Origin of the sequence: Pseudomonas sp. QE6 (genome assembly GCF_041379005.1) — a bacterium.
In the GTDB taxonomy this organism is placed as follows: domain Bacteria; phylum Pseudomonadota; class Gammaproteobacteria; order Pseudomonadales; family Pseudomonadaceae; genus Pseudomonas.
Window position 1 is genome coordinate 593,088 of record NZ_CP166873.1, and the last position, 23,981, is coordinate 617,068.

The 23,981-nt window shown below is 55.6% G+C and carries 21 protein-coding genes and 1 tRNA gene; all 22 read left to right on the forward strand.

Features of this window, described 5'->3' with window-relative positions; genetic code table 11:
• Positions 1-186: 186 nt before the first annotated feature.
• The 22 genes from ACAW63_RS02700 to rfbC all read left to right on the forward strand — a co-directional run bounded on the left by ACAW63_RS02700 (position 187) and on the right by rfbC (position 23,955).
• A complete protein-coding gene (locus tag ACAW63_RS02700; protein WP_371231503.1) occupies positions 187-666 on the forward strand; it encodes a MarR family winged helix-turn-helix transcriptional regulator in 480 nt (159 codons plus the stop codon).
• Complete coding sequence (locus ACAW63_RS02705) at positions 663-2,144, forward strand: efflux transporter outer membrane subunit (RefSeq protein WP_371231505.1); 1,482 nt, start codon at positions 663-665, stop codon at positions 2,142-2,144. The genes ACAW63_RS02700 and ACAW63_RS02705 overlap by 4 nt, the downstream gene beginning before the upstream one ends.
• A 14-nt stretch (positions 2,145-2,158) precedes the next feature.
• Entirely contained in the window at positions 2,159-3,343 is a 1,185-nt protein-coding gene (locus ACAW63_RS02710; RefSeq protein ID WP_371231507.1) for an efflux RND transporter periplasmic adaptor subunit, read from the forward strand.
• A 13-nt stretch (positions 3,344-3,356) separates the two neighbouring features.
• Positions 3,357-4,889, forward strand: a complete 1,533-nt coding sequence (locus ACAW63_RS02715) for a DHA2 family efflux MFS transporter permease subunit (RefSeq protein WP_371231509.1) — start codon at positions 3,357-3,359, stop codon at positions 4,887-4,889.
• Between the two features lie 73 nt (positions 4,890-4,962).
• Positions 4,963-5,038 (forward strand) — tRNA-Thr (locus tag ACAW63_RS02720).
• A 607-nt stretch (positions 5,039-5,645) separates the two neighbouring features.
• Positions 5,646-6,710: an LPS O-antigen chain length determinant protein WzzB gene (locus ACAW63_RS02725; RefSeq protein ID WP_371231510.1), complete on the forward strand. Its 1,065-nt coding sequence runs from the start codon at positions 5,646-5,648 to the stop codon at positions 6,708-6,710.
• A 97-nt stretch (positions 6,711-6,807) separates the two neighbouring features.
• Positions 6,808-8,112: a UDP-N-acetyl-D-glucosamine 6-dehydrogenase gene (gene wbpA, locus ACAW63_RS02730; protein ID WP_371231511.1), complete on the forward strand. Its 1,305-nt coding sequence runs from the start codon at positions 6,808-6,810 to the stop codon at positions 8,110-8,112.
• 72 nt (positions 8,113-8,184) lie between these two features.
• Complete coding sequence (wbpB, locus tag ACAW63_RS02735; RefSeq protein WP_371231512.1) at positions 8,185-9,135, forward strand: UDP-N-acetyl-2-amino-2-deoxy-D-glucuronate oxidase; 951 nt, start codon at positions 8,185-8,187, stop codon at positions 9,133-9,135.
• A 7-nt stretch (positions 9,136-9,142) separates the two neighbouring features.
• Positions 9,143-9,727, forward strand: coding sequence for a UDP-2-acetamido-3-amino-2,3-dideoxy-D-glucuronate N-acetyltransferase (gene wbpD, locus ACAW63_RS02740; RefSeq protein ID WP_371231514.1), 585 nt, complete (start codon positions 9,143-9,145; stop codon positions 9,725-9,727).
• Positions 9,728-10,846 (forward strand): DegT/DnrJ/EryC1/StrS family aminotransferase, encoded by a 1,119-nt coding sequence (locus ACAW63_RS02745; RefSeq protein WP_371231516.1) that lies wholly within the window; start codon positions 9,728-9,730, stop codon positions 10,844-10,846.
• Between the two features lie 157 nt (positions 10,847-11,003).
• Positions 11,004-12,236, forward strand: coding sequence for a lipopolysaccharide biosynthesis protein (locus ACAW63_RS02750; RefSeq protein WP_371231517.1), 1,233 nt, complete (start codon positions 11,004-11,006; stop codon positions 12,234-12,236).
• 81 nt (positions 12,237-12,317) lie between these two features.
• A complete protein-coding gene (gene wecB, locus ACAW63_RS02755) occupies positions 12,318-13,403 on the forward strand; it encodes a non-hydrolyzing UDP-N-acetylglucosamine 2-epimerase (RefSeq protein ID WP_371231518.1) in 1,086 nt (361 codons plus the stop codon).
• A gap of 55 nt (positions 13,404-13,458) precedes the next feature.
• Positions 13,459-14,604 carry a glycosyltransferase family 4 protein gene (locus ACAW63_RS02760; RefSeq protein WP_371231520.1) on the forward strand — a complete coding sequence of 382 codons (1,146 nt, stop codon included), beginning with the start codon at positions 13,459-13,461 and terminating at the stop codon, positions 14,602-14,604.
• Positions 14,591-15,865, forward strand: a complete 1,275-nt coding sequence (locus tag ACAW63_RS02765; RefSeq protein WP_371231522.1) for a hypothetical protein — start codon at positions 14,591-14,593, stop codon at positions 15,863-15,865. Before ACAW63_RS02760 ends, ACAW63_RS02765 begins: the two co-directional genes overlap by 14 nt.
• A 9-nt stretch (positions 15,866-15,874) precedes the next feature.
• The gene (locus ACAW63_RS02770) at positions 15,875-16,618 is read left to right on the forward strand and encodes a glycosyltransferase family 2 protein (protein ID WP_371231524.1); all 744 of its coding nucleotides are present in this window, start codon (positions 15,875-15,877) and stop codon (positions 16,616-16,618) included.
• A 33-nt stretch (positions 16,619-16,651) separates the two neighbouring features.
• Entirely contained in the window at positions 16,652-17,605 is a 954-nt protein-coding gene (locus ACAW63_RS02775) for a UDP-glucose 4-epimerase family protein (protein WP_371231525.1), read from the forward strand.
• 112 nt (positions 17,606-17,717) lie between these two features.
• Positions 17,718-18,269, forward strand: a complete 552-nt coding sequence (locus ACAW63_RS02780) for a sugar transferase (RefSeq protein ID WP_371231527.1) — start codon at positions 17,718-17,720, stop codon at positions 18,267-18,269.
• Between the two features lie 28 nt (positions 18,270-18,297).
• Positions 18,298-20,298 (forward strand): polysaccharide biosynthesis protein, encoded by a 2,001-nt coding sequence (locus ACAW63_RS02785; RefSeq protein WP_371231528.1) that lies wholly within the window; start codon positions 18,298-18,300, stop codon positions 20,296-20,298.
• Positions 20,299-20,571: 273 nt separating this feature from the next.
• Positions 20,572-21,630 carry a dTDP-glucose 4,6-dehydratase gene (rfbB, locus tag ACAW63_RS02790; RefSeq protein WP_371231530.1) on the forward strand — a complete coding sequence of 353 codons (1,059 nt, stop codon included), beginning with the start codon at positions 20,572-20,574 and terminating at the stop codon, positions 21,628-21,630.
• Complete coding sequence (gene rfbD / locus ACAW63_RS02795; RefSeq protein WP_371231532.1) at positions 21,606-22,532, forward strand: dTDP-4-dehydrorhamnose reductase; 927 nt, start codon at positions 21,606-21,608, stop codon at positions 22,530-22,532. Before rfbB ends, rfbD begins: the two co-directional genes overlap by 25 nt.
• Positions 22,529-23,413, forward strand: coding sequence for a glucose-1-phosphate thymidylyltransferase RfbA (rfbA, locus tag ACAW63_RS02800; protein ID WP_371231534.1), 885 nt, complete (start codon positions 22,529-22,531; stop codon positions 23,411-23,413). The genes rfbD and rfbA overlap by 4 nt, the downstream gene beginning before the upstream one ends.
• Positions 23,410-23,955 carry a dTDP-4-dehydrorhamnose 3,5-epimerase gene (gene rfbC / locus ACAW63_RS02805; RefSeq protein WP_371231536.1) on the forward strand — a complete coding sequence of 182 codons (546 nt, stop codon included), beginning with the start codon at positions 23,410-23,412 and terminating at the stop codon, positions 23,953-23,955. Before rfbA ends, rfbC begins: the two co-directional genes overlap by 4 nt.
• Positions 23,956-23,981: the final 26 nt, after the last annotated feature.

Consider the following 23,981-nt stretch of genomic DNA (forward strand, 5'->3'; position numbering starts at 1 on the left):
GCCGGGCACTGTGCATAAGGCCCCGTTCTAGACGTCCAGTCCTGATAGAACTTGTTGCTCCAAGCAGATCAATTTCGATTCATGGAATTGATTGTTCCATGGCAGCGACAATTCTCTCTTGTCAATCCCTGCCTAAGCAGTAATATTTCGAAATATATCCCTGCCTAGACAGCTATTAGTCTTGCCATGAATCACTACGACGTCGCGGATTTTCCCTTCAAGGGCTCCATCGGCCATCTCCTGGGAGCCAGCGCGCTTCTCAAGGACCGCCTGCTGGACAAGCACCTGGCACACCTGGACATCACCGCGGCCCAGTTCAAGGTGCTGTTCTTCATTGGCCACGACCGCGCCAATACCCCGGCCGAGCTGTGTCGCGAACTCTCCATCGACAGCGGCTCGATGACGCGCATGCTCGATCGCCTGGAGCGCAAGGACCTGCTGGTCCGCCAGCCCTGCCAGAACGATCGGCGCAGCGTACGCCTGCACCTCAGCGCGGCCGGCCAGGCAGTGCATGCCCAGTCCCCGCAGATCGCCGCGGCGGCGATGAACGAGTTGGTCGGCAGTCTTTCCCGCGAAGAACTGCACACTCTGACCAGCCTGCTCGACAAGATCCTGCATGCCCACGGCGTGCTACCCATCGACCGAGCGCAGGAGAACAGAGCATGACGCCCTTGCGCATCGCCCGCCTGCCGACCTGCGTGCTTGGCGCGGCGCTGAGTCTGGCGGGTTGCGTCAGCTCGTCGGGACTGCTGCCCAGCGGCCAGGCCACCGATCCGGCCAGTCTGAAAGCAGGAACCACACTCGATGGCACAGCATTGTCCCCCGCCGCCTGGCCCAGCCAGCGCTGGTGGACCAGTCTGGGCGATCCGCAACTGGACAGTCTGATCGACGAAGCCCTGCGCGGCACGCCGGACCTGGACATCGCCAGCGCCCGCGCGCGCCAGGCCATCGCCGCCGCCCAGGCGCAGGACGCCGACCGCCTGCCCAGCGTGAAGGGCACCGCCAGCTACGCCGGCATCCGCGCCCCCGAAAGCGTGCTCCCCGCCCCGATGGGGGGGCGTTATTCGGCAGTGAAGTACCTGTCGCTGAGCTTCAGCTATGACCTGGACCTGTGGGGCGGCAAGCGCGCCGCCTGGGAAGCGGCCCTGGGCCAGGCCAACGCCGCCGAAGTCGACCGCCAGGCCGCGTCGATCACACTCTCCACCAACGTCGCCCGCGCCTACAGCAACCTGGCCCACGCCTTCGTCGTCCGCGACCTGGCCCGTGACGAGCTGGAGCGCTCGCAGCACCTCTACCAGCTCAGCCAGAAGCGCATGGACGCCGGCCTGGACAGCAAGGTCCAGCTGCAGCAGACGCAGACCCAGGTCGCCAGCGCGAAACAGCAACTGGCCGCTGCGGAACAGGAAATCGCCAGCGACCGCATCGCCCTGGCCGTGCTGCTGGGCCAGGGCCCGGACCGCGGGCAGAGCCTGCAACGCCCGCAGGTACTGAAGCCTGGCGCGCTGGCGCTGCCCTCGAACCTGCCTGCCGAGCTGCTCGGGCGCCGCCCGGACATCGTCGCCGCGCGCTGGCGCGTCGAGGCGAGCGCCAAGGACATCCAGTCGGCCAAGACCGAGTTCTATCCGAACCTCAACCTGGGGGCGATGGTCGGCCTGGCCGCGATGCATACCGAGGACGTGCTGAAGGCGCCGAGCCGCTTCTTCCAGATCGCCCCGGCGATTTCCCTGCCGATTTTCGACGGCGGCCGCCTGCGCGCGAACCTCGCCGGGAAAGACGCCGACTATGACCTGGCCGTCGCCCAGTACAACAAGACCCTGGTCAACGCCCTCGGCGAAGTCACCGACGACCTCGGCCGGCTGCGCTCGCTGGAGCAGCAGATCGCCGACCAGCGCGAAGCCCGGGACATCGCCAAGTCCAACTTCGATCTGGCCATGCGCCGCTACGGCGAAGGCGTCGGCAACTACCTCGACGCCCTCAGCGTGCAGCAGCAGTTGCTGGTGGCCGAACGCCAACTGGCCAATCTGGACGCCCAACGCATCGATCTCTCGGTCCAGCTCGTCCAGGCCCTGGGCGGCGGCTACCAGCCCGATACCACCTCCACTCCCGCCCCGCTCGCCCAGGCGAACGCGGCCGCCGCGCATTGAACGAGGCACCCGACATGAGCACCCCCACTCAAGAAATCCCGAACGGCAATCCCAAGCGCAAGCGCTGGCTGCTGATCCTGCTCGCCGTCGTCGTACTGGCCGGCCTTGCGAGCGTGGCCTGGCAGATCATTTACGGCCGCTGGCACGAGGACACCGAAGACGCCTACGTGAACGGCAACGTCGTACAGATCACCCCGCAGATCACCGGCACCGTGGTCAGCATCGGCGCCGATGACGGCGACCTGGTGCAGAAGGGCCAGGTACTGGTGAAGTTCGACCCGAGCGATGCCGACATCGCCCTGCAGCAGGCCGAAGCCAACCTCGCGCGCACCGTGCGTCAGGTGCGCGGCCTGTTCAGCAACGTCGACGGCTACAAGGCCGACGTGGCGGCGAAGAAGGTCGCCCTGGCCAAGGCCGAAGCGGACTTCAAGCGCCGGCAGAATCTCGCCAACGACGGCGCCATTTCCCAGGAGGAGCTGGCCCACGCCCGCGACGCCCTGGACACCGCGCGCAGCTCGCTGACCAGCGCCGAGCAACAGCTGGACACCAACCGCGCGCTGATCGACGACACCGTCATCGCCTCCCATCCGGACGTCAAGGCCGCCGCCGCCAAGCTGCGCCAGGCTTACCTGGACGACGCCCGCGCGGTGATCGTCGCGCCGGTCACCGGCTACGTCGCCAAGCGCACCGTGCAGGTCGGCCAGCGCGTGCAGCCGGGCGCCGCGCTGATGGCGGTGATTCCCCTGGACCAGGTGTGGATCGACGCCAACTTCAAGGAAACCCAGCTCAAGCACATGCGCATCGGCCAACCGGTGGAAATTCACTCCGACCTCTATGGCAGCGAAGTGAAGTACTCCGGCACCGTCGACAGCCTCGGCGTCGGCACCGGCAGCGCCTTCTCCCTGCTGCCGGCGCAGAACGCCACCGGCAACTGGATCAAGATCGTCCAGCGCGTGCCTGTGCGCATCCGCATCAGCCCGGACGAGCTGGCCAAGCACCCGCTGCGCATCGGCCTGTCGATGAGCGTCAACGTCAACCTGCACGACCAGAGCGGCCCTGCCCTGGCCCAGCAGTCACCGCGCGAAGCGCTGTTCTCCACCGACGTCTATCAGCAGCAGTTGGCCTCCGCCGACCAACTGATCGAACAGCTGATCCACGCCAACCTGGCCGACGCCACCCATCGCACCGCGCAGCGCTGATGCCCCCGACGCCATGAGCCAGAACAGCAGTTTCTCCCCGCCCAGCCTGGTGATGGCCACCATCGGCCTGTCACTGGCGACCTTCATGCAGGTGCTGGACACCACCATCGCCAACGTGGCGCTGCCGACCATCTCCGGCAACCTGGGCGTCAGCTCCGAGCAGGGCACCTGGGTGATCACCTCCTTCGCGGTGAGCAACGCCATCGCCCTGCCGCTGACCGGCTGGCTCAGCCGGAAAGTCGGGGAGGTACGGCTGTTCATCGCCGCCACCCTGCTGTTCGTGATCGCCTCCTTCCTCTGCGGCGTTGCGCAGCAGATGGGCATGCTGGTGGGCTTTCGCGCCCTGCAGGGCTTCGTCGCCGGGCCGCTCTACCCGATCACCCAAACCCTGCTGATCTCCATCTACCCTCCCGCCAAACGCGGGATGGCACTGGCGCTACTGGCCATGGTGACGGTGGTCGCCCCCATCGCCGGGCCGATCCTCGGCGGCTGGATCACCGACAGCTACAGCTGGCCGTGGATCTTCTTCATCAACGTGCCCATCGGCCTGTTCGCCGCCATGGTGGTCTACCAGCAACTGCGCGAGCGCCCAGTGGTGATCAAGCACGCGCCGATGGACTACATGGGGCTGGCGATGCTGGTGCTGGGCGTCGGCGCCCTGCAGATCGTGCTCGACAAGGGCAATGACCTGGACTGGTTCGAATCCAACTTCATCATCGGCGGCACGGTGGTCGCGGTGATCGCCCTGGCCGTGTTCGTGATCTGGGAGCTGACCGACCGTCACCCGATCGTCAATCTGCGACTGTTCGTGCACCGCAACTTCACCGTCGGAACCCTGGCCCTGGTCGGCGGCTACGCCGGCTTCTTCGGCATGGGCCTGCTGCTGCCGCTGTGGCTGCAGACCCAGATGGGCTACACCGCCACCTGGGCGGGCCTGGCAGCCGCACCTATCGGCATCCTGCCGATCTTCCTCTCGCCGATCGTCGGACGCTACGCGCAAAGCTTCGACCTGCGCGTGGTCGCCAGCCTTGCGTTCCTGACGATGGCCGCAACCTGCTTCATGCGGGCAGACTTCACCACCGAGGTCGATTACGCCCGCGTCGCCCTGGTGCAGATGTTCATGGGCTTCGGCGTGGCGTTCTTCTTCATGCCGATCCTCAGCATCCTGCTCTCGGACCTGCCGCCCGACCAGATCGCCGACGGCTCGGGCCTGGCCACCTTCCTGCGCACCCTGGCCGGCAGCTTCGCCGCCTCCCTGACCACCTGGCTGTGGAACCGCCGCGCCACCATGCACCACGCCTACCTGACCGAAAACCTCAGCCCGTACGACCCGGCTACCCAGGCGACCCTCGATCAGCTCGGCGGCCCCGGCCAACACAGCGCTTCGCTGCTGGAGCGCATGGTGGAGAGCCAGGCCTACATGATGTCGACCATCGATTACTTCACCCTGCTCGGCTGGCTGTTCCTCGCCATGCTGGTGGTCATCTGCCTGGCCAAGCCGCCCTTCGGCGCAAAACCCGGCGCGGCCACGGCGGGCGGACACTGATCGGGCGCTGCATCACACTGCAAAATCAGTGGTTTACACCCCAGTCCGCGCCGCTATAATGGCGGCCCTCCTTGCCGGTATAGCTCAGCTGGTAGAGCAACTGACTTGTAATCAGTAGGTCCCGGGTTCGATTCCTGGTGCCGGCACCATCCGATCCAAACACAAAGGCCCGCCTCGCAGCGGGCCTTTGTGTTTTCTGCTTGACGCTCGCAGATTGCTGCCCCCTGAGGCGCTTCAACGGGCACCGCCATCGTCCCGTCGCATTTTTTGACCCAATCGAGGTCAAAGCAACCAGCCAAGCCTCATGATCACCGGCGGTGATGTGAGCTTCCCCACCCACTCGTCAGACACCAGGCGCAGCGCCGGTTCGCCGGCAGCCAGAGCCTCTGCGTGGAAATGGACAGGCAGTGCTATGACAATTGTGCGCAAGTTCATATCATATGTGGCCCGCTCACGCGGATCAGAATGGATTTATTTGCTTCGTTGCCGGCAAGCGCCCTTGGGCGCCAGAGCGACGAATCGTACATGGAGGTCCGGCGGCCAAGCAGGCGCTGGCAGAAGCACAGCGACACCGGTACATCTCGGAAAGTCGCGTCGTGGAGGTTGAAATACCTTGAGAGTCCCCATTTGTTGCGGGACGCAGCGGCACCGCAGAGTGCCTCGCTCGTTAACCCTGTGTTCCAGCCCGGTCGGCTACAAACCCCAAAGGGATACGCCCGTGGCCAGAGCCAATACCTATAAGAAGCGGAGCCAAAGTTGAACCTCGATTCCCCGGCCAACCAAAGCAACCAGCGCGATGAGATCGATCTGATCGAGTTATTCCAAGGGCTCTGGGCGCAGAAGTGGCTTATTGCCGCCATTTCCGCCATTGCTGTGGCCTGCGCTGCCGCTTTTGCTTTTCTCAGCAAGCCGACCTTTGAGGCCAGCGCTGGGGTGTTGCCTCCGCGACTGAGCGATATCGCCGGCTACAACCTGGGGCGACGCGAAGCCAACCTGGATGAGTACAAAGTCGGAGATGTTTATCGGGTATTCAAGCTCAATCTGCTGTCCGACGGCGTCAAGCGAGAACTATTCCAGAAAGCTTATCTGCCCAGCTTGAAGGAGGCCGTAGCAAATGAGGCTCAGGATCGGCTATGGCTCCGATTCAACGAACTGCTGGTGGTAAAGGCGCCGGACGCCAAGAACAACCCCGACTACTTCACTGTCACAGTGCAACATGAAGATCCGCAAACCGCCGCTGACTGGGCCAACCGCTATGTGAGCATGGTGGAGGAGAAGACCGAGGCCGATATGAAGGCCAACCTGTTGACCGAGATCGGCACCAAGGCGCAATCCATCGAGCGGCAGATCGAAGTGCTACGCGCCAGTGCACAGAAACGCCGAGAAGATCGCATTGTTCGTTTACGCGAGGCCCAACAAGTCGCCGAGACCGTTGGCATGGGAGCGCCCCAGGTTACGGCAGGCAAGACCTCCTCCGACGGCGATCTGGCTCAGTTCCTGGATGGCAACCTGATGTACATGCGCGGCGCCAAGGCCATAGGTGCCGAGTTGGCCGTGCTGGAGAAGCGCAAGAATGATGACCCTTTCATCCCCGAATTACGCGGACTGGAAAATCAAATGGCGTTTCTCCGCGGCGTGGACGTGAATCCGGACAACGTTTCGGTGTACACCTTGGACAGCAGTGCGGAAGTAGCACAGACCCCGATCAAACCTAAGAAAGCACTTATTGTGGCACTGGGATTGGTCTTGGGCGGTATGCTTGGAGTGCTTGTTGCGCTTATTCGCACCATATTACTTAGACGAACTGCGAAAGAATATTGATTACGATGCCAATCATTCGGTTCTTCAAGGTGAACGCATCGTTTCGACCTTCTCCGATAAGCAATTTTCTACCATTATATTAAATAGACTTTAACACATGTATAAATCAACAATTGAGCACCTCAAGTCCAAGGACTCCGTCATCGGCATAGTTGGCATGGGTTACGTTGGCTTGCCACTGATGCTGCGTTACAACGCAATTGGCTTCCATGTACTCGGCATCGACATTGATGAAAGCAAAGTAGCCAAGCTCAATTCGGGCGAGAGCTATATTGAGCACATACCAGCCGAGAAAATTTGTGCAGCCCGAGCAAGTGGATTTTCCGCGACTAGCGACTTCAGCCGTGTTGCCGAGTGCGATGCTTTGATTCTCTGTGTTCCGACGCCGCTGAACAAATACCGTGAGCCGGACATGAGTTTTGTGATCAATACGACCGATGCAATCAAGCCATATTTGCGTGCAGGCCAGGTCGTCTCACTTGAGAGCACCACCTATCCTGGTACTACGGAAGAGGAACTCTTGCCGCGCGTACAAGAGGGTGGCTTGGTGGTAGGGGAAAATATTTTCCTCGTGTATTCGCCTGAGCGAGAAGACCCGGGCAACCCAAACTTTGAAACCCGCACCATTCCAAAAGTCATAGGTGGACATACATCTGCGTGCCTTGAGGTTGGCATTGCTCTCTATGAGCAAGCCATCGATCAAGTGGTGCCAGTCAGCTCGACCAAAGCTGCAGAAATGACCAAGCTGCTGGAGAACATCCACAGGGCAGTCAATATCGGCCTGGTCAATGAAATGAAGATTGTGGCCGATCGGATGGGTATTGATATCTTCGAGGTGGTAGATGCTGCCGCCACCAAGCCGTTCGGCTTCACTGCCTACTATCCCGGCCCAGGACTGGGCGGCCATTGCATTCCCATCGATCCGTTCTACCTGACGTGGAAGGCTCGTGAATATGGGCTGCATACCCGCTTCATTGAGCTTTCTGGCGAGGTCAATCGGGCAATGCCGGAGTATGTCCTTAGCAAGCTGATGGATGGGCTTAATGATAGTGGCAAGGCGCTAAAGGGAAGCCGTGTTCTAGTGCTAGGCATCGCCTACAAGAAGAACGTCGATGACATGCGGGAATCGCCATCGGTGGAAATCATGGAGTTGATTGAGGAGAAAGGGGGTCTTGTCGCCTACAGCGACCCGCATGTGCCCGTCTTCCCGAAAATGCGCGAACACCATTTCGAGCTGAGCAGCGAGGCATTGACTGCCGAAAACCTGGCCAGCTTTGACGCCGTGATACTGGCCACCGATCACGACAAGTTCGACTATGAACTGATCAAGCAGCATGCCCGACTGGTCATCGACAGCCGTGGTAAATACCGGGCTCCGGCCGAGCACATCATCAAGGCCTGATTTGTCGTCAAGCAACTCCTGCACTGCAAGGTCCAACTGCCTTGCAGGGCGCTCGACTCGAAAGGAATACCCATGAAAAATTTCGCCCTGATCGGTGCGGCCGGCTACATCGCCCCCCGCCACATGCGCGCCATCAAGGACACCGGCAACGTGCTGGTTTCTGCTTACGACATTAACGACTCGGTCGGCATCATCGACAGCATTTCGCCGCAAAGTGAGTTTTTTACCGAGCTCGAGCGTTTTCTGGAGCATGCCCACCGCATCAAACGCGATCCGGCAACTGCGCTTGATTATGTTTCGATCTGTACACCCAATTATCTGCACCATGCCCATATCGCCGCAGGCCTGCGTCTGGGCTGTGATGTGATTTGCGAAAAACCTCTGGTTCCAACGCCTGAAATCCTGGATGAACTGGCGTTGATCGAGCAAGAAACCGGCAAGCGCGTCTACAACATTCTGCAACTGCGCCACCACCAGGCGATTCTCGACCTGAAGAACAAGGTAGCCCGCGAAAACGCCAGCCATAAGTACGATGTGGAGCTGACTTACATCACCAGTCGTGGCAAGTGGTACATGGAGAGCTGGAAGGGCGATCCGCGCAAATCCTTCGGCGTCGCAACCAATATCGGCGTGCACTTCTACGATATGTTGCACTTCATCTTCGGCAAGTTGCAACGCAACGTGGTGCACTTCACCGCAGAGAACAAGGCGGCCGGTTATCTCGAATACGAAAAGGCCCGGGTCCGCTGGTTCCTATCTATCGATGCCAATGATCTGCCTGACTCGGTAAAAGGAAAGAAGCCCACTTACCGCTCCATCACTGTCAATGGTGAAGAAATGGAATTCTCGGAAGGCTTCACGGATCTGCATACCACCAGCTACCAGGAAATCCTCGCAGGACGAGGCTATGGCATCGAGGATGCGCGTCATTGCGTGGAGACCGTCAACACCATTCGCTCCTCCGCGATCGCTGACGTACAGAACGATGAAGGCCACCCGTTCCTCAAGAACCTGAATCGCTGAGGTCCTCATGAGCTATCAGGTACATCCTTCTGCCATCATCGATGATGGCGCACAGATCGGCGATAATTCGCGGGTATGGCACTTCGTTCACGTTTGTAGCGGCGCTCGCATTGGCAAGGGCGTCTCTCTCGGCCAGAACGTATTTGTCGGCAATAAGGTGGTAATTGGCGATCATTGCAAAGTGCAGAACAACGTCTCCGTCTATGACAACGTCACCCTTGAAGAGGGTGTGTTCTGTGGCCCAAGTATGGTCTTCACCAACGTCTACAACCCGCGTTCTTTAATCGAGCGCAAGAGTCAATACCGGGACACTTTGGTAAAGCGCGGCGCCACCCTTGGCGCTAATTGCACCATCGTTTGTGGCGTGACCATTGGCGAGTTCGCATTTGTCGGGGCAGGTGCGGTGATCAACAAGGATGTACCTGCTTATGCGCTAATGGTCGGAGTACCGGCGCGCCAAGTCGGCTGGATGAGCGAGTTTGGCGAGCAACTGGAGTTGCCGGTTCAAGGTGAAGGACAGGCGGTCTGTCCGCACACGGGTTCATGCTATGTATTGAGCGGCAAGGGACTGAATAAATTGGATGTGCAGTAAATGATTGAATTCATCGACCTGAAAGTTCAGCAAGCCCGTATCAAGGACAAGATTGATGCCGGCATTCAGCGGGTTCTGGCTCATGGGCAATATATCCTCGGCCCGGAAGTGACGGAGTTAGAGGAAAAGCTTGCCGCCTTCACTGGAGCCAAATACTGCATTACTTGTGCTAACGGCACCGACGCCCTGCAGATTGCACAGATGGCTCTAGGGATCGGCGTTGGCGATGAAGTCATTACTCCCGGGTTCACTTATATAGCCACGGCAGAAACCGTGGCTCTTTTAGGTGCAAAGCCTGTCTACGTGGATATAGACCCACGCACATACAACCTTGACCCCAATCTTCTGGAATCCGCCATTACTCCACGCACCAAGGCGATTATCCCGGTATCGCTATATGGTCAGTGTGCGGACTTCGATGCAATCAATGCCATCGCTGCTAAACATGGAATTCCAGTAATCGAAGATGCAGCGCAGAGCTTCGGGGCAACCTATAAGGGAAAGCGCTCTTGCAACCTCAGTACCATAGCCTGCACCAGCTTCTTCCCCAGCAAACCTTTGGGTTGCTATGGCGACGGTGGAGCGATCTTCACCAATGACGAGGAGTTGGCAAAAGTCATACGCCAGATCGCCCGTCATGGTCAGGATCGTCGTTACCACCACATTCGCGTGGGCGTAAATAGCAGATTGGATACGTTGCAGGCTGCTATTTTACTGCCCAAGCTGGAGATTCTTGCTGAAGAGATTGACCTGCGCAATCAGGTCGCCCAGAAGTATAGCGAAGCATACCCTCCCTACCGTTTTGAAGCTGGAAACTCAGGTAAACAGCAAGACTCAGTGGTTTGGGGAGCCTACATAGAAGCACACAATAGAAGTGCATGGGCACAGTACACCGTTCAGGTTGACGACCGCGATAGCGTACAGCAACGTCTACGAGAAGCAGGTATACCAACAGCGGTGCACTATCCTATCCCTCTGAATCAGCAACCGGCAGTAGCGGATACGACAGCACGATTACCTATTGGGGACGAAATGGCGAAAAGGGTGATGAGCCTACCTATGCATCCGTACATGGGCGAGGCAGTAATTCGAAAGATCATTCAGGCGTTAGCAAGGTGAGCAACGTCACCCTGTACTCTTTTGCCCAAGTAATGATCGCGGCATAGCCAGATGCAATATGAGATTCATTTTCTCCGCTGATTCGTATGGAGAAAGAGGAACTCTCTTGACAAGAATTTAAGCAAAAACTGTATTGGATATGCAATGAGCTCTACCAATGAATAAGTATTGGAGAAGCGTTATATCGGTGCTTACTGGCACTGCTGTAGCGCAGGCAATACCCGTGCTCGGAGCATTGGTTATTACTCGCCTTTTCGCGCCAGCCGAATTTGGTATTTTTTCCGCCTGGCTGGGATTGGTAATGCTGTTGGTCGTGTTTCTGACTTTTCGTTTTGAGATGACACTTGCGATTGAGGAGGATGGCCAACCACGCCGCCTTGCGGTCGCTGCCGTACTTATCACTACAACTCTTGTCAGCGCCATAGTGGCAGCCTCTTTACTAATAGGGGCGATTTTATTTCCCAACCTACTAACTAAATACCCGTCGACACTTGTATCTACTTGCCTGCCTACTGCCTTTCTATTTGCAGCGAGCAACCTCTGGCAGGCTTGGGCTGCAGCCGAAGGGGAGTACCGAAAACTCTCTTACATACGAATTATTCAAACCGGCTTAATCACACTATTTCAGATCGGAGCTGGCGTGTGGTTTTCCAACTCAGCCGCCCTAGTGATTTCCCAGCTTCTAGGACTGTTTTTTTCGCTCGCTCTGGCAATATACATAATTCCGCTGAGTAATCTACCTAAAAAATCTGACCTACTAGCCTATACCATTATTTTCTGGAAGAAACACCGCAGGTTCCCAATATTTTCCCTGCCTGCAAGCTTTATAAATACAGCAGCCATTCAGCTACCAGTCTTAATTGTTGCAGGAAGGTTTGGTAGCGACATAGCAGGGCTACTAGCAATGACAATTAAAGTACTTGGTGCACCAATAGGCCTACTTGGAAAGTCAGTGCTTGATGTTTTTATTCGGTATGCTGCTAGCAGCTACCGCGAGCGCGGGGACTGCCGAGAAGAGTACATCAAAACCTTTTACGCATTAACTTTCGGCTCCCTTATTTTTTGTTTCGCCATGGTGCTATCAGGTGAAAACTTATTTATATTAGCATTTGGCCAAGAGTGGAGCCACGCAGGGAAGATTGCGATCTGGCTACTTCCGATGTTTGCATTGCGATTTATAGCAAGCCCATTGAGCTATATGGTTTATATAGCAGACAAGCAGCATCTTGACCTGATATGGCAAATAGGTTTGCTCGGTGTCACACTGGCATGCCTAGCTTGGATTTCAGAATACAAGCTTGCACTCCAAGCATATAGCGTCAGCTATGCCGCACTGTATCTTATATATCTTGTCATGTCTTATCGTTTCAGCCTGGGGCGGCGAGGATAGTATTTCTGCACATTCGCAGCCAACTATAAACACACCCCATTAATTAGTTATTTTTATTTATAGTTTACACTTGGAGTCCCCATGAAAATCTTAACAATACTTGGTGCGCGCCCTCAATTTATCAAGGCAGGATCGGTAAGCCGTGAAATAATCAAACAAGCATCATCCGGCGCGAATATCGAAGAGATTATAGTTCATACCGGCCAGCATTATGACGCAAATATGAGCGAAATTTTCTTTAGCGAAATGAAAATCCCCAAGCCTGCATATCATCTTGGGATTGGCGGCAACACACATGGAGCCATGACCGGAAGAATGATTGAGGGCGTGGAAAAGATCTTACGTGAAGAGACCCCAGACTGGGTCATGGTATATGGCGATACCAACTCCACACTAGCAGGCGCCGTCGCAGCCTCTAAATTAAAGATCAAGATTGCACATATTGAAGCAGGCCTCCGGAGTTACAACATGAACATGCCGGAGGAGATCAATAGAATATTGACTGACCGTATCAGTTCAAAGCTATTTTGCCCGACTAGAGTTGCGTATGAAAACCTACAAAAAGAAGGAATTGACAGTTGGTGTAGCGGAGCGGAAGCATCAATTTCCGGAGATGTCATGTTGGATGGCGCAATATTCTACCGAAATTTATCTTGCAGACCTGCAGAAGTCAAACTTTCAGGAGAATATGTATTATGCACTTTGCACCGAGCCGAAAATACGGATGACCTGGAAAGACTCAAGAGCATAATTTCCGCATTGAAATCAATTTCTTCAAAAATTCAGATAGTACTACCGCTGCATCCAAGGACAAAAAAGATCATCGCCACTGCCGGGATCGACACAACTGGGCTAACCCTTATAGAGCCACTAGGATATCTGAATATGATATGGCTGATCGATAATTGTCATGTCGTCATGACAGATAGTGGCGGATTACAGAAAGAAGCCTATTTCTTTAACAAGCCATGCATTACTTTACGCGATGAAACCGAGTGGGTGGAAACAGTTGAGACGGGGTGGAATCGACTGGTTGGGGCTTCGACAGAAAACATAGAAAATGCATTTTTTGACTTTTCGAGAGCCCTCCCACCTCAAAAGGCAGACTTATACGGTAAAGGCGAAGCCAGCCAATATATAGTCAACGAGATGCTACGCAACCATTAATCATCTAGACTGTGCATAGTTTAGAAACTTAGTTTTTCCAGGCGGGGATGGCGGGTTGAATAAAGATAAAATCGTTGTATTGACTACAGTTCACTCTCGCGAAGACACAAGAGTGTTCCACAAACAAGCGCGTGATCTAGGCAAACAGCCCCAATTCGATGTTACAGTGGTGGTTGCGGACGGGCACGGGGACGAAGGGAGAAGCGAGTACAATATCGTTGACCTTGGAAAGCCTAACAATCGATTCTTAAGATTTCTAGTTAGTGGTTTCAAAGCTTATCGCACCGCCAAAAGCCTCTCTCCGAAAGTAGTTCACTTCCATGATCCTGAACTTATGCTTGTCGCTTGTGCTTTATCCATGAGCGGAATTCGTATTATTTTTGACGTGCATGAAAATGTACCAGAGGACATCAAAGATAAATACTGGATACCTAGCTTTTTGCGTTCAACCATCTCATTCGCTTATGTTTTTCTTGAAAAACTATGCCTCCCCTTCTTCCACAAGGTCTTTGCTGCAACACCAGACATAATGTCACGCTACCCTTCTGACAAGGCTGTTCTGGTACAGAACTATCCATCCCTAAGTGAATTCGACTGTTCAGCCTCCTCTCCCTCCAGCACGAACAATAACTATATTGTATATCTAGGAGCCATAACTAAAATTCGGGGCATCGACAACATTGTTCGTGCTCTCAACCTCATTAATGCTGAGAAAGATCATGCGAGGTTCCGCTTAGCGGGGTTCTTTCAGGAAAGCGGTCATTTGGAAGAGCTAAGCTTAGAAGAAGGCTGGCGTCATGTAGATTTTATCGGCCCAGTGAAGAGGCATGATGTCCCACGACTCTTATCCGGAGCACGCTGCGGACTGGTTACCTTTTTACCGGCTAACAATCACATAAATGCCCAACCGAACAAGCTTTTTGAATATATGGCCGCCGGAATTCCTCTAATAGCTTCGGACTTCAGGCTATGGCGTGAAATAGTCAAAAAATATGACTGTGGCATATTAGTCGATCCAGAATCGCCAGAAAACATTGCCGATGCGGTGCTTGAGATTTTAGAAAACCCTCAACGAAGCACGGAAATGGGTACCAATGGAAAAAGAGCAGTCTTTGACGTCCTGAACTGGGAGGTCGAGTCAAAAAAAATGATCCAGACTTATCGTTCTTTACTTCAGGGATGTGGCAATGTCGCTCCGTGATTGCACAGGAACTTTAATTAAGCTTCTACTGCTATACGCTTATCTTTTTCTAGTTTACGCACTATATCGCTACGTAGTCGTTGACTTTGGTCTTTACTTCTCGGCGGGCTATCAAAACACTACGCCGATACTTACCGTAACCTGTGTTTGGCTAGGCGCTTCTTCTATATTGATGCTAGGCCAATATAATTCCATCAACTCGATATACAAGCTCTTCTCGCTCTTATTCTTATTATTGGTGTGCGCACCAGCAACTCTACTTGGCTTCATGGTGAAAAATATTATATTTTCACCTGAAATGCTCTTTATACTTATCACCATCTCCTTAATTCTTTCTTTATACTCCCACTGGCCAACCATAAAAGTTAAAAGTCTCTTTTCTTTTTCTGACTGGTGGTGGCTTTTCCCTGGCTCCGTTTTACTCTGTTTTATTCTTTATCTCTCAGTATATTACAAGGGAGAGATTAGCCTAGTCGGGATAGACGAAGTATACGCAAAAAGAGCTCTGGCCAAAGAGTACTCCGCACCACTTCTGAACTACCTTACCGGTTGGGTATATGGATTTTCCTCGCCAGTCCTACTGGTTTTCGGCCTACTAAGAAGGCAATACCTATCAGCGCTAGTCGGCCTATTGGGATTTACTTTAATATATATGGCGGCAGGCCACAAAACAGCACTCATAGCACCTGCCCTTATTATTTTCTTCTATACATTCGGCAATCGACTATCAGCACTGAAACTCATCGGACTGGCTGTAGCAGGACTTACCCTAATTCTGGCTATTGACCTCACATCAGGACAAGGACGGATTACACCATATACATTCGACCGAATGGTAGTTGCCCCCTCCGTACTGAGCCTTTACTACATGGATTATTTCTCTACTAATAATCTCATGTATCTATCCTATGGCGCCCTAAAATATTTTTTTGAAAATCCTTACGGCATCCAGCCTCCGGAGTTGATTGGAAACTATTATTTCGATGGCGACTGGGCGAATGTGAATTTCATTGGCGATGGCTATGCAAATTTTGGCAGCCTGGGTTGCTTTCTGTACTTTTTCATTATCTTGGTCATGATTAAGATCTGCGATGGCCTGGTGGCCAGCATGCCCATAAATATCAGACTTTCTATTTTCGTCCCAACAATTTTCTACCTTTTAAACTCAAGCCCATTGACTATTTTGTTAACCGGCGGACTATTACCTTTACTGGTTTACTTATTTCTTTGGCAACCGCAGTTGGTAAAAAAATCCGCGTAGGGAGAGAGCATGGCTCTGGTGTCCATCATCATGCCGGCATATAACTCTGTTAGTTATATTGGAATGGCTATAGACTCTGTCATAAATCAGGAAATCTCCGACTGGGAACTAATAATTGTCGATGACTGTTCCAGCGACGGCACCTACGATTTTATACATGAGCGGTATAGCAGTGAGTCTCGAATAAAACTACACCGACTCGACAAGAATAGCGGCAGCCCTGCAGCACCTAGAAATTTTGGATTAAGACAGGCTCTAGGACGATATATTGCGTTCTTGGATGCAGATGACTTGTGGCGACCGGATAAATTAAGCCAGCAATTGCATTGCATGACAAAGAATGGCGCCGTAATATCCTGCACAGCATATAGTGTTATCGATGCTAACGGCAAGCTAATTGGTAGCTTTTACCCTCCAGAGCGTAACAATTATTCAGGTTTACTCAAGGGGAATACCATAGGGTGCCTCACGCTAATGTATGATAGGAATGCCTTCGGAGAGCTTAGCTTCCCTAAATGCGGGCATGAGGATTATGCTCTATGGCTTTCAATGCTACGAGCTGGAAATAGTGTTATAGGCATACAAAGAGAATTAGCTGATTACCGCATCGTCTCAGGCTCTGTATCGTCAAACAAGCTCAAGATGCTGTCTTTCTTCTGGAACATATACCATAATATGGAGAGATTCTCTCTGATACGCTCCGCTTTCTATTGTATTAGATATGCAATGTTAAACTCTAGAAAGTACCACTGACATCTTGCAATATTTTCATCGAGCGTGTTTTTTGTGAATAGAATAAAAATCCTTGTTACTGGGGCGTCCGGCTTTATCGGGAGTTCTCTAACGAATTATTTGCTTGGACAGGGACATGAGCTCAGAGCAATTGGGCGTAGCAAGCCCAGCACTGGTTTGAATTTCTTTCATGGCGAGCTGTCTGATACCAAGCTTCTGAACAAGGCACTTCAGGGGGTGGACTGCGTTGTCCACCTTGCAGGGCGGGCTCACCAACTGAGTGACGAAGCTTGTGATCCATCGGCCAGCTTCAGGAGGGTTAACCTCGACCTTTCTGTCATTCTTGCCCGGCAAGCGGCAAAGGCAGGAGTTCGTCGCTTCGTGTTCATGAGTTCGATTGGTGTCAATGGTGCTACGACGAGTGCAGAGCCGTTCGTTGAAAACACGGCCCCCGCTCCACATTCGGATTATGCGAAATCTAAACTTGAAGCCGAGCAGGCACTGCAATTGATTGCAGCCGAGTACAGCATGGAGCTGACTATCATTCGCCCTCCCCTGGTATATGCTGGGCACGCGCCTGGTAACTTCGCCCGGTTGCTGCGAATTGTTAAGATGGGCTTACCGCTGCCATTTAGTGCCCTGAACAACCAGCGCAGCATGATCGCCCTGGACAATCTGGTTGACTTGATCGCTACATGCGCAGTGCATCCGGCGGCGGCGGGGGAGCTTTTTCTGGCAGCGGATGGCGATGATCTCTCTACTGCGGAGCTGGTTCATACTCTGGCAGAAGGGATGGGGCGTCGGGCACGGCTCTTCCCCCTACCAATGCGCCTGCTCTCGATAGGGGCTACCCTCCTTGGCAAGAAGGCCCTATATGCGCAATTGTGCGAGTCGTTGCAAGTTGACGCCTCGAAGGCGCGGGCTCTGCTTGGATGGCAGCCCCAAAAGTCGGCGCGCCAGGCACTGCTGGAGGCGGGAGGTGAATACTCTCGTCGTTGCAGCCGCTAGATAGGGCTCCTTCGAGCGATGCGGGTTGTAAGGCCCGGAGAGCGAGGTAGAGTGTAGACCATGGATCGGCTTCTGCCAGGTTTCTAAATGGATTGGACTCAATGGGTGCTTGATGATTCGCTTTTTTGATTTCGTTTTTTCTCTACTGGGACTAATTGTCGGATCTCCGATTTTGCTAGTTATTTATGTACTTGGCTTACTGGATACTGGTTCGCCGGTATTTATACAAGAGCGCGTCGGTCGAGCCAAAAAACCTTTTACCCTCATTAAGTTCAGAACCATGAAGGTGGATACCGCCTCTGTTGCCAGCCATCTTGCATCAGCTTCCTCCATTACGAAGTTGGGAGGCTTTCTGCGCAAGACCAAGCTCGATGAGCTGCCGCAATTGTGGAACGTACTGAAGGGTGACATGAGCCTTGTCGGGCCGCGACCTAATTTATTTAATCAGGATGAATTGATTGCCGAGCGTGAAGCCCTGGGCATTTATGCCGTCCGGCCAGGCATTACCGGCCTGGCCCAGATAAACGAGATCGATATGTCCACCCCCAAACTTCTGGCGGAGACCGATGCCAGAATGATCCAGCAAATGTCCGTGAGGAATTACTTCAGCTTCATCATTCAAACGATTGTTGGAAAAGGCTCTGGCGACCGTGTGCGGCATTAAAATCCATATAATTATATAAGATATTGTCATGCTGGGATTAGTTGACTCAATACGCACGCGCTTGCTTCGGATACCTCGTCGCTACAAGCGCATCCTCCAGGTCACTGTCGATGTCTTCCTGGTCTGGATTGCCCTGTGGCTGGCTTTCGTCGTTCGCCTGGGCGAATTCAATGCCGTTCGCCCCTTCAATGGCCATGGATGGTTGTTCATTATCGCGCCGCTAATTGCTTTGCCGCTCTTCGTTCGTTTCGGCATGTACCGGGCGGTGATGCGTTACCTGGGCAACGACGCGCTAGTTGCCATTGCCAAGGCGGTTTCGCTTTCGGCGCTGCTGCTGTCCTTGGTTGTCTATTGGTACCGCGGAAGCCCGGTGAGCGTTCCGCGTTCGATGGTGTTCAACTACTGGTGGCTGAGCCTTGTGCTGCTCGGTGGTTTACGCCTGGCGATGCGCCAGTTCTTCATGGGTGACTGGTTCGACCCTCGGACAAGAACTGATGTCGCTCGAGGTGACGGGCGCATACGCGTCGCCATTTATGGCGCCGGAGCTGCGGGCAATCAGCTGGTAGCTGCGTTACGCATGGGCCGCACCCTGTTGCCAGTGGCATTTATCGATGACGATTCATCCATAGCCGGACGGGTCATTGCTGGGTTGCAGGTATACAAACCCAAGCATATCGCGCAGTTGATCGATGAGACTGCGGCAAGCGAAGTGCTCCTGGCTATTCCGTCGGCCTCTCGTGTGCGTCGTCGTGAAATGCTGGGAATGCTCGAAGCGTATCCGCTGCATGTCCGTTCGGTACCGGGGGTCGTGGACCTTGCCAGCGGCAAGGTCAAGGTCGACGATCTGCAGGAAGTCGATATTGCCGACCTGCTCGGGCGCGATGCCGTGCCGCCCCAACAGGAGTTGTTCGAGCGTTGCATCAAGAAGCAGTCGGTACTGGTTACAGGAGCCGGCGGCTCGATCGGCTCGGAGTTGTGCAGGCAGATTCTGTCTTCCGGGGCTCGGGTGCTGATTCTGTTCGAGCATTCCGAATTCAATCTCTACAGCATTCACAGCGAGTTGGAACGGCGCATCGTTCGCGAATCGCTGAAAATCCAGTTGGTGCCGATACTCGGCTCGATTCGCAATCCAGTTCGACTGCAAGACGTATTGAAAACCTGGCAGGTGAATACTGTTTATCACGCGGCGGCCTACAAACATGTGCCAATGGTGGAGCACAACATCGCCGAGGGCGTACTGAACAATCTGCTTGGCACCCTGTATACCGCGCAGTCGGCAATCAAGGCGGGTGTGGCGAACTTCGTGCTGATCTCGACCGACAAGGCGGTGCGGCCGACCAATGTGATGGGCAGCACCAAGCGGCTGGCGGAAATGGTGCTGCAGGCGCTGAGCCGGGAAGCTGCACCGGCATTGCATGGCGACGGTAGCGTTCACCAGGTAAACAAGACCCGTTTCACCATGGTGCGTTTCGGCAATGTGTTGGGATCATCCGGCTCGGTAATTCCGCTGTTCCGTGAGCAGATCAAGCGCGGTGGGCCGGTCACTGTTACCCACCCGAATATCACACGCTACTTCATGACCATTCCGGAAGCTGCGCAGCTGGTAATTCAGGCAGGATCCATGGGGCAAGGCGGCGACGTGTTCGTGCTCGATATGGGTAGCCCGGTGAAGATTGTCGACCTGGCCGAGAAGATGATCAGGTTGTCGGGGCTTAGCGTGCGCTCCGAGTCCGACCCGCACGGGGATATCTCCATCGAGTTTTCCGGATTGCGCCCGGGCGAGAAACTCTACGAAGAGCTCCTGATTGGCGACAATGTGCAGCCAACCGAGCACCCCATGATCATGCGTGCCGATGAGGAATACCTTTCCTGGGATGTGCTCAAGGAGCGCCTGGAAGCATTGCTCGCGGCTGTTGAGGCGGATGATTTCGTTCAGGTTCGGCAACTGCTACGTGAAACCGTCAGCGGTTATGTCCCGGATGGAGACATCGTCGATCACATCTATATCCAACGCCGAACGGACGTGTAGGCGGATGGTTTGATCAGCGAGTTTCAAGGTGGCTGCCACGTAAACACCGCACTCCGCTCTCAAGACGTTCTGCTGTAGCGCACGCCGTTCTGCCCTCAAGCAAACCGTGGGCACCAGCGGCCTACTCCTGATGCACAAACCCTCCATAGCCCCCGCCTTTCCAGTCCCTCGAGGAAAGGCGGGGGCCTATGGAGCGGGAACGCTTGCACTCCCTTCCGATCCAGCCAGAATGTAGATGTCCGAACCACTCAGGCCCGGCCCATCGGATCCATCATGACCCTCCTCGTAACCGGCAGCGCCGGCTTCATCGGTGCCAATTTCGTGCTGGACTGGTTCGCCGCCCATGACGAACCAGTGGTCAGCCTCGATAAACTGACCTATGCCGGCAACCTGCAGAACCTCCAGAGTCTGGAAGGAAACCCGCGCCATACCTTCGTGCCAGGCGATATCGGCGACGCTGCACTGGTGGATCGTCTGCTGGCCGAGCACCGCCCACGGGCCGTAATCAACTTCGCTGCGGAGTCGCACGTCGATCGCTCGATCCGCGGGCCGGAGGACTTCATACAGACGAACATCGTCGGGACGTTCCACCTGCTTGAGTCAGTACGTGCCTACTGGGGAACTCTCAGCGCGGCGGAAAAGACCGGTTTCCGCTTCTTGCATGTTTCCACGGACGAGGTCTACGGTTCCCTCGAACCTGGGGCACCTGCGTTCACCGAACAACACCCCTATCAGCCCAACAGTCCCTACTCCGCATCCAAGGCGGCCTCCGACCACCTAGTCCGCGCCTACCACCACACCTACGGCCTGCCGGTGCTGACCACCAACTGCTCGAACAACTACGGGCCGTACCACTTTCCGGAGAAGCTCATCCCCCTGGTGATCCGCAATGCCCTGGCCGGAGAGACGCTGCCAATCTACGGCGACGGCCGGCAGATTCGTGATTGGCTGTACGTCAGGGACCACTGCAGTGCAATTCGCCGCGTGCTGGAGGCTGGGCTAGTGGGCGAGACTTACAACGTGGGCGGCTGGAACGAAAAGTCCAACCTGGACGTGGTGCACCGCATCTGCGACACGCTTGACCAGGAAGCCCCGCGCAGCGATGGCCGCAGCTACCGCGAACAGATCCGCTTCGTCAAAGACCGTCCCGGCCACGATCGCCGCTACGCCATCGATGCCACGCGCCTGGAGCGTGACTTGGGCTGGAAACCTGCGGAGACCTTCGAGACAGGAATTGCCAAGACCGTCCGCTGGTACCTGGATAATCAGGACTGGGTCGAGAACGTGGCCAGCGGAGCGTACCGGGAATGGCTGAACAAGCAGTACAAGTGAGCGACATCCTGATCCTGGGCGCCAATGGCCAGGTTGGCTGGGAGCTGCAGCGCGCCCTGGCCCCCCTGGGGAGGCTGATCGTCTGCGATCGCCAGCGCGGCGACCTGGAAAACCTGGCGGGCCTGCGCGCCCTGATAAATACAGAGCGCCCCGCGATCATCGTGAACGCGGCCGCCTACACCGCAGTCGACAAGGCGGAAGCCGACATCGACCGGGCAAGGCGGGTGAATGCCGAGGCTGTCGGAGTGCTGGCTGAACTTGCCGCCGACCTGGATGCCTGGCTCGTGCACTATTCCACCGACTATGTGTTCGACGGCAGCGGCAGTCGGCCCTTTTGTGAAGGCGATCCAACCGGACCGCTCAACGTTTATGGGCAGACCAAGCTGGAAGGTGAACAGGCAATTCTCGCCAGCGGTTGCCGCCACCTGATCTTCCGCACCAGCTGGGTCTATGCCGCGCGCGGTGCGAACTTCGCCAGGACAATGCTGCGCCTGGCAGCGGATCGCGAGGAACTGCGCGTGATTGCCGATCAGGTCGGCGCACCAACCAGTGCCGAGCTGATCGCCGACGTTACCGCCCAGGTGTTCGCACAACTGCGCCATCGCCCTAATGCTCGATCACTTGCCGGCCTCTATCACCTGACCGCGACTGGCGCGATCAGCTGGCACGGGTACGCGCGCTTCGTGATCGAGCAGGCCGCCGGCCTGGGATTGCCACTTCGCACCTTGCCAGAGCAGGTTCTGCCGATCCCGACCCAGGAGTACCCACTGCCGGCAACGCGTCCCCACAACTCTCGACTCGACACCCGCAAATTGCGGGAGACCTTCGGTCTGACCCTGCCTGCCTGGGAAACTCACGTGAAGCGGATGCTGATTGAACTGGCAGGAGAAAAATCCGCATGAAGCGCAAAGGCATCATCCTTGCCGGCGGTGCAGGCACCCGACTACACCCGGCCACACTGTCGGTGTCCAAGCAATTGCTGCCGGTCTACGACAAACCGATGGTCTATTACCCACTCAGCACTCTGATGCTCGCAGGTATCCGAGAAATACTGATCATCACCACCCCCCATGACGCTCCCCAATTCAAGCGTTTACTGGGCAACGGCAATCAGTGGGGCATCGAGCTGCACTACGCCGTGCAGGCCTCACCAGACGGTCTGGCTCAGGCGTTCCTGATCGGCGAGCAGTTTCTGGGAGATAGCCTGAGCGCCTTGGTACTGGGCGATAACATCTACCATGGTCACGACCTGCAGCAGCTCCTGGCCAACGCCACGCAACGGGAAAGCGGCGCTACCGTTTTCGCTTACCACGTGCATGACCCCGAGCGTTACGGCGTCGTGGAGTTCGACCAGCGCGGCAAAGCCGTCAGCCTGGAGGAAAAGCCCGCGCAGCCAAAATCCAACTATGCGGTGACCGGGCTGTATTTCTACGACCAGCGTGTCATCGAAATCGCCAAGGGCCTCCGCCCTTCTGCACGTGGCGAGCTGGAAATTACCGATATCAATCGTGCCTACCTGGCGCAGGACAATCTGTCGGTGGAAATCATGGGCCGCGGCTATGCTTGGCTGGACACCGGCACCCATGAGTCCTTGCTCGAGGCCGGCCAATTCATTGCAACCCTGGAGCACAGACAAGGACTCAAGGTGGCGTGCCCGGAAGAGATCGCCTTCCGCCAGGACTGGATAAGCCCCGAAGACCTGCAGCGCCTGGCCGCTCCATTGGCCAAAAGCGGGTACGGTCTATATCTCCAGCGCCTTCTGACTCAAACGGTCTACCGATGAAAGTCATTCCATTGGCCATTCCTGATGTTCTGGTGATCGAACCTCAGGTCTTCGGCGACAGCCGTGGCTTCTTCTTCGAAAGCTACAACCAGCAGAAATTCGAGCAAGCGATTGCCCGCAAGGTCAATTTCGTACAGGACAACCATTCCCGCTCAGCCCGTGGCGTACTGCGCGGGCTGCACTACCAGATCCAGCAGGCCCAGGGGAAACTGGTGCGTGTAGTCCAGGGCACGGTATTCGACGTCGCCGTGGACATCCGCCGCAACTCACCAACCTTTGGTCAATGGGTCGGTCAGGTTCTCAGCGAGGAGAACAAGTTGCAGATGTGGATTCCCGAAGGCTTCGCCCACGGCTTCCTGGTGCTCAGCGACAGTGCCGAGTTTCTCTACAAGACCACGGATTTCTGGGCGCCGGAACATGAGCGCTGCATCGCCTGGAACGATCCGGAACTCGCCATCGACTGGCCCCTCGACGCAGAGCCGATACTGTCCGGGAAGGACCGTGAAGGGCGCCGCCTGGCAGACGCCGAACTCTTCGACTGAGGCCCCGAGAGACAGTTGTCCGCGAG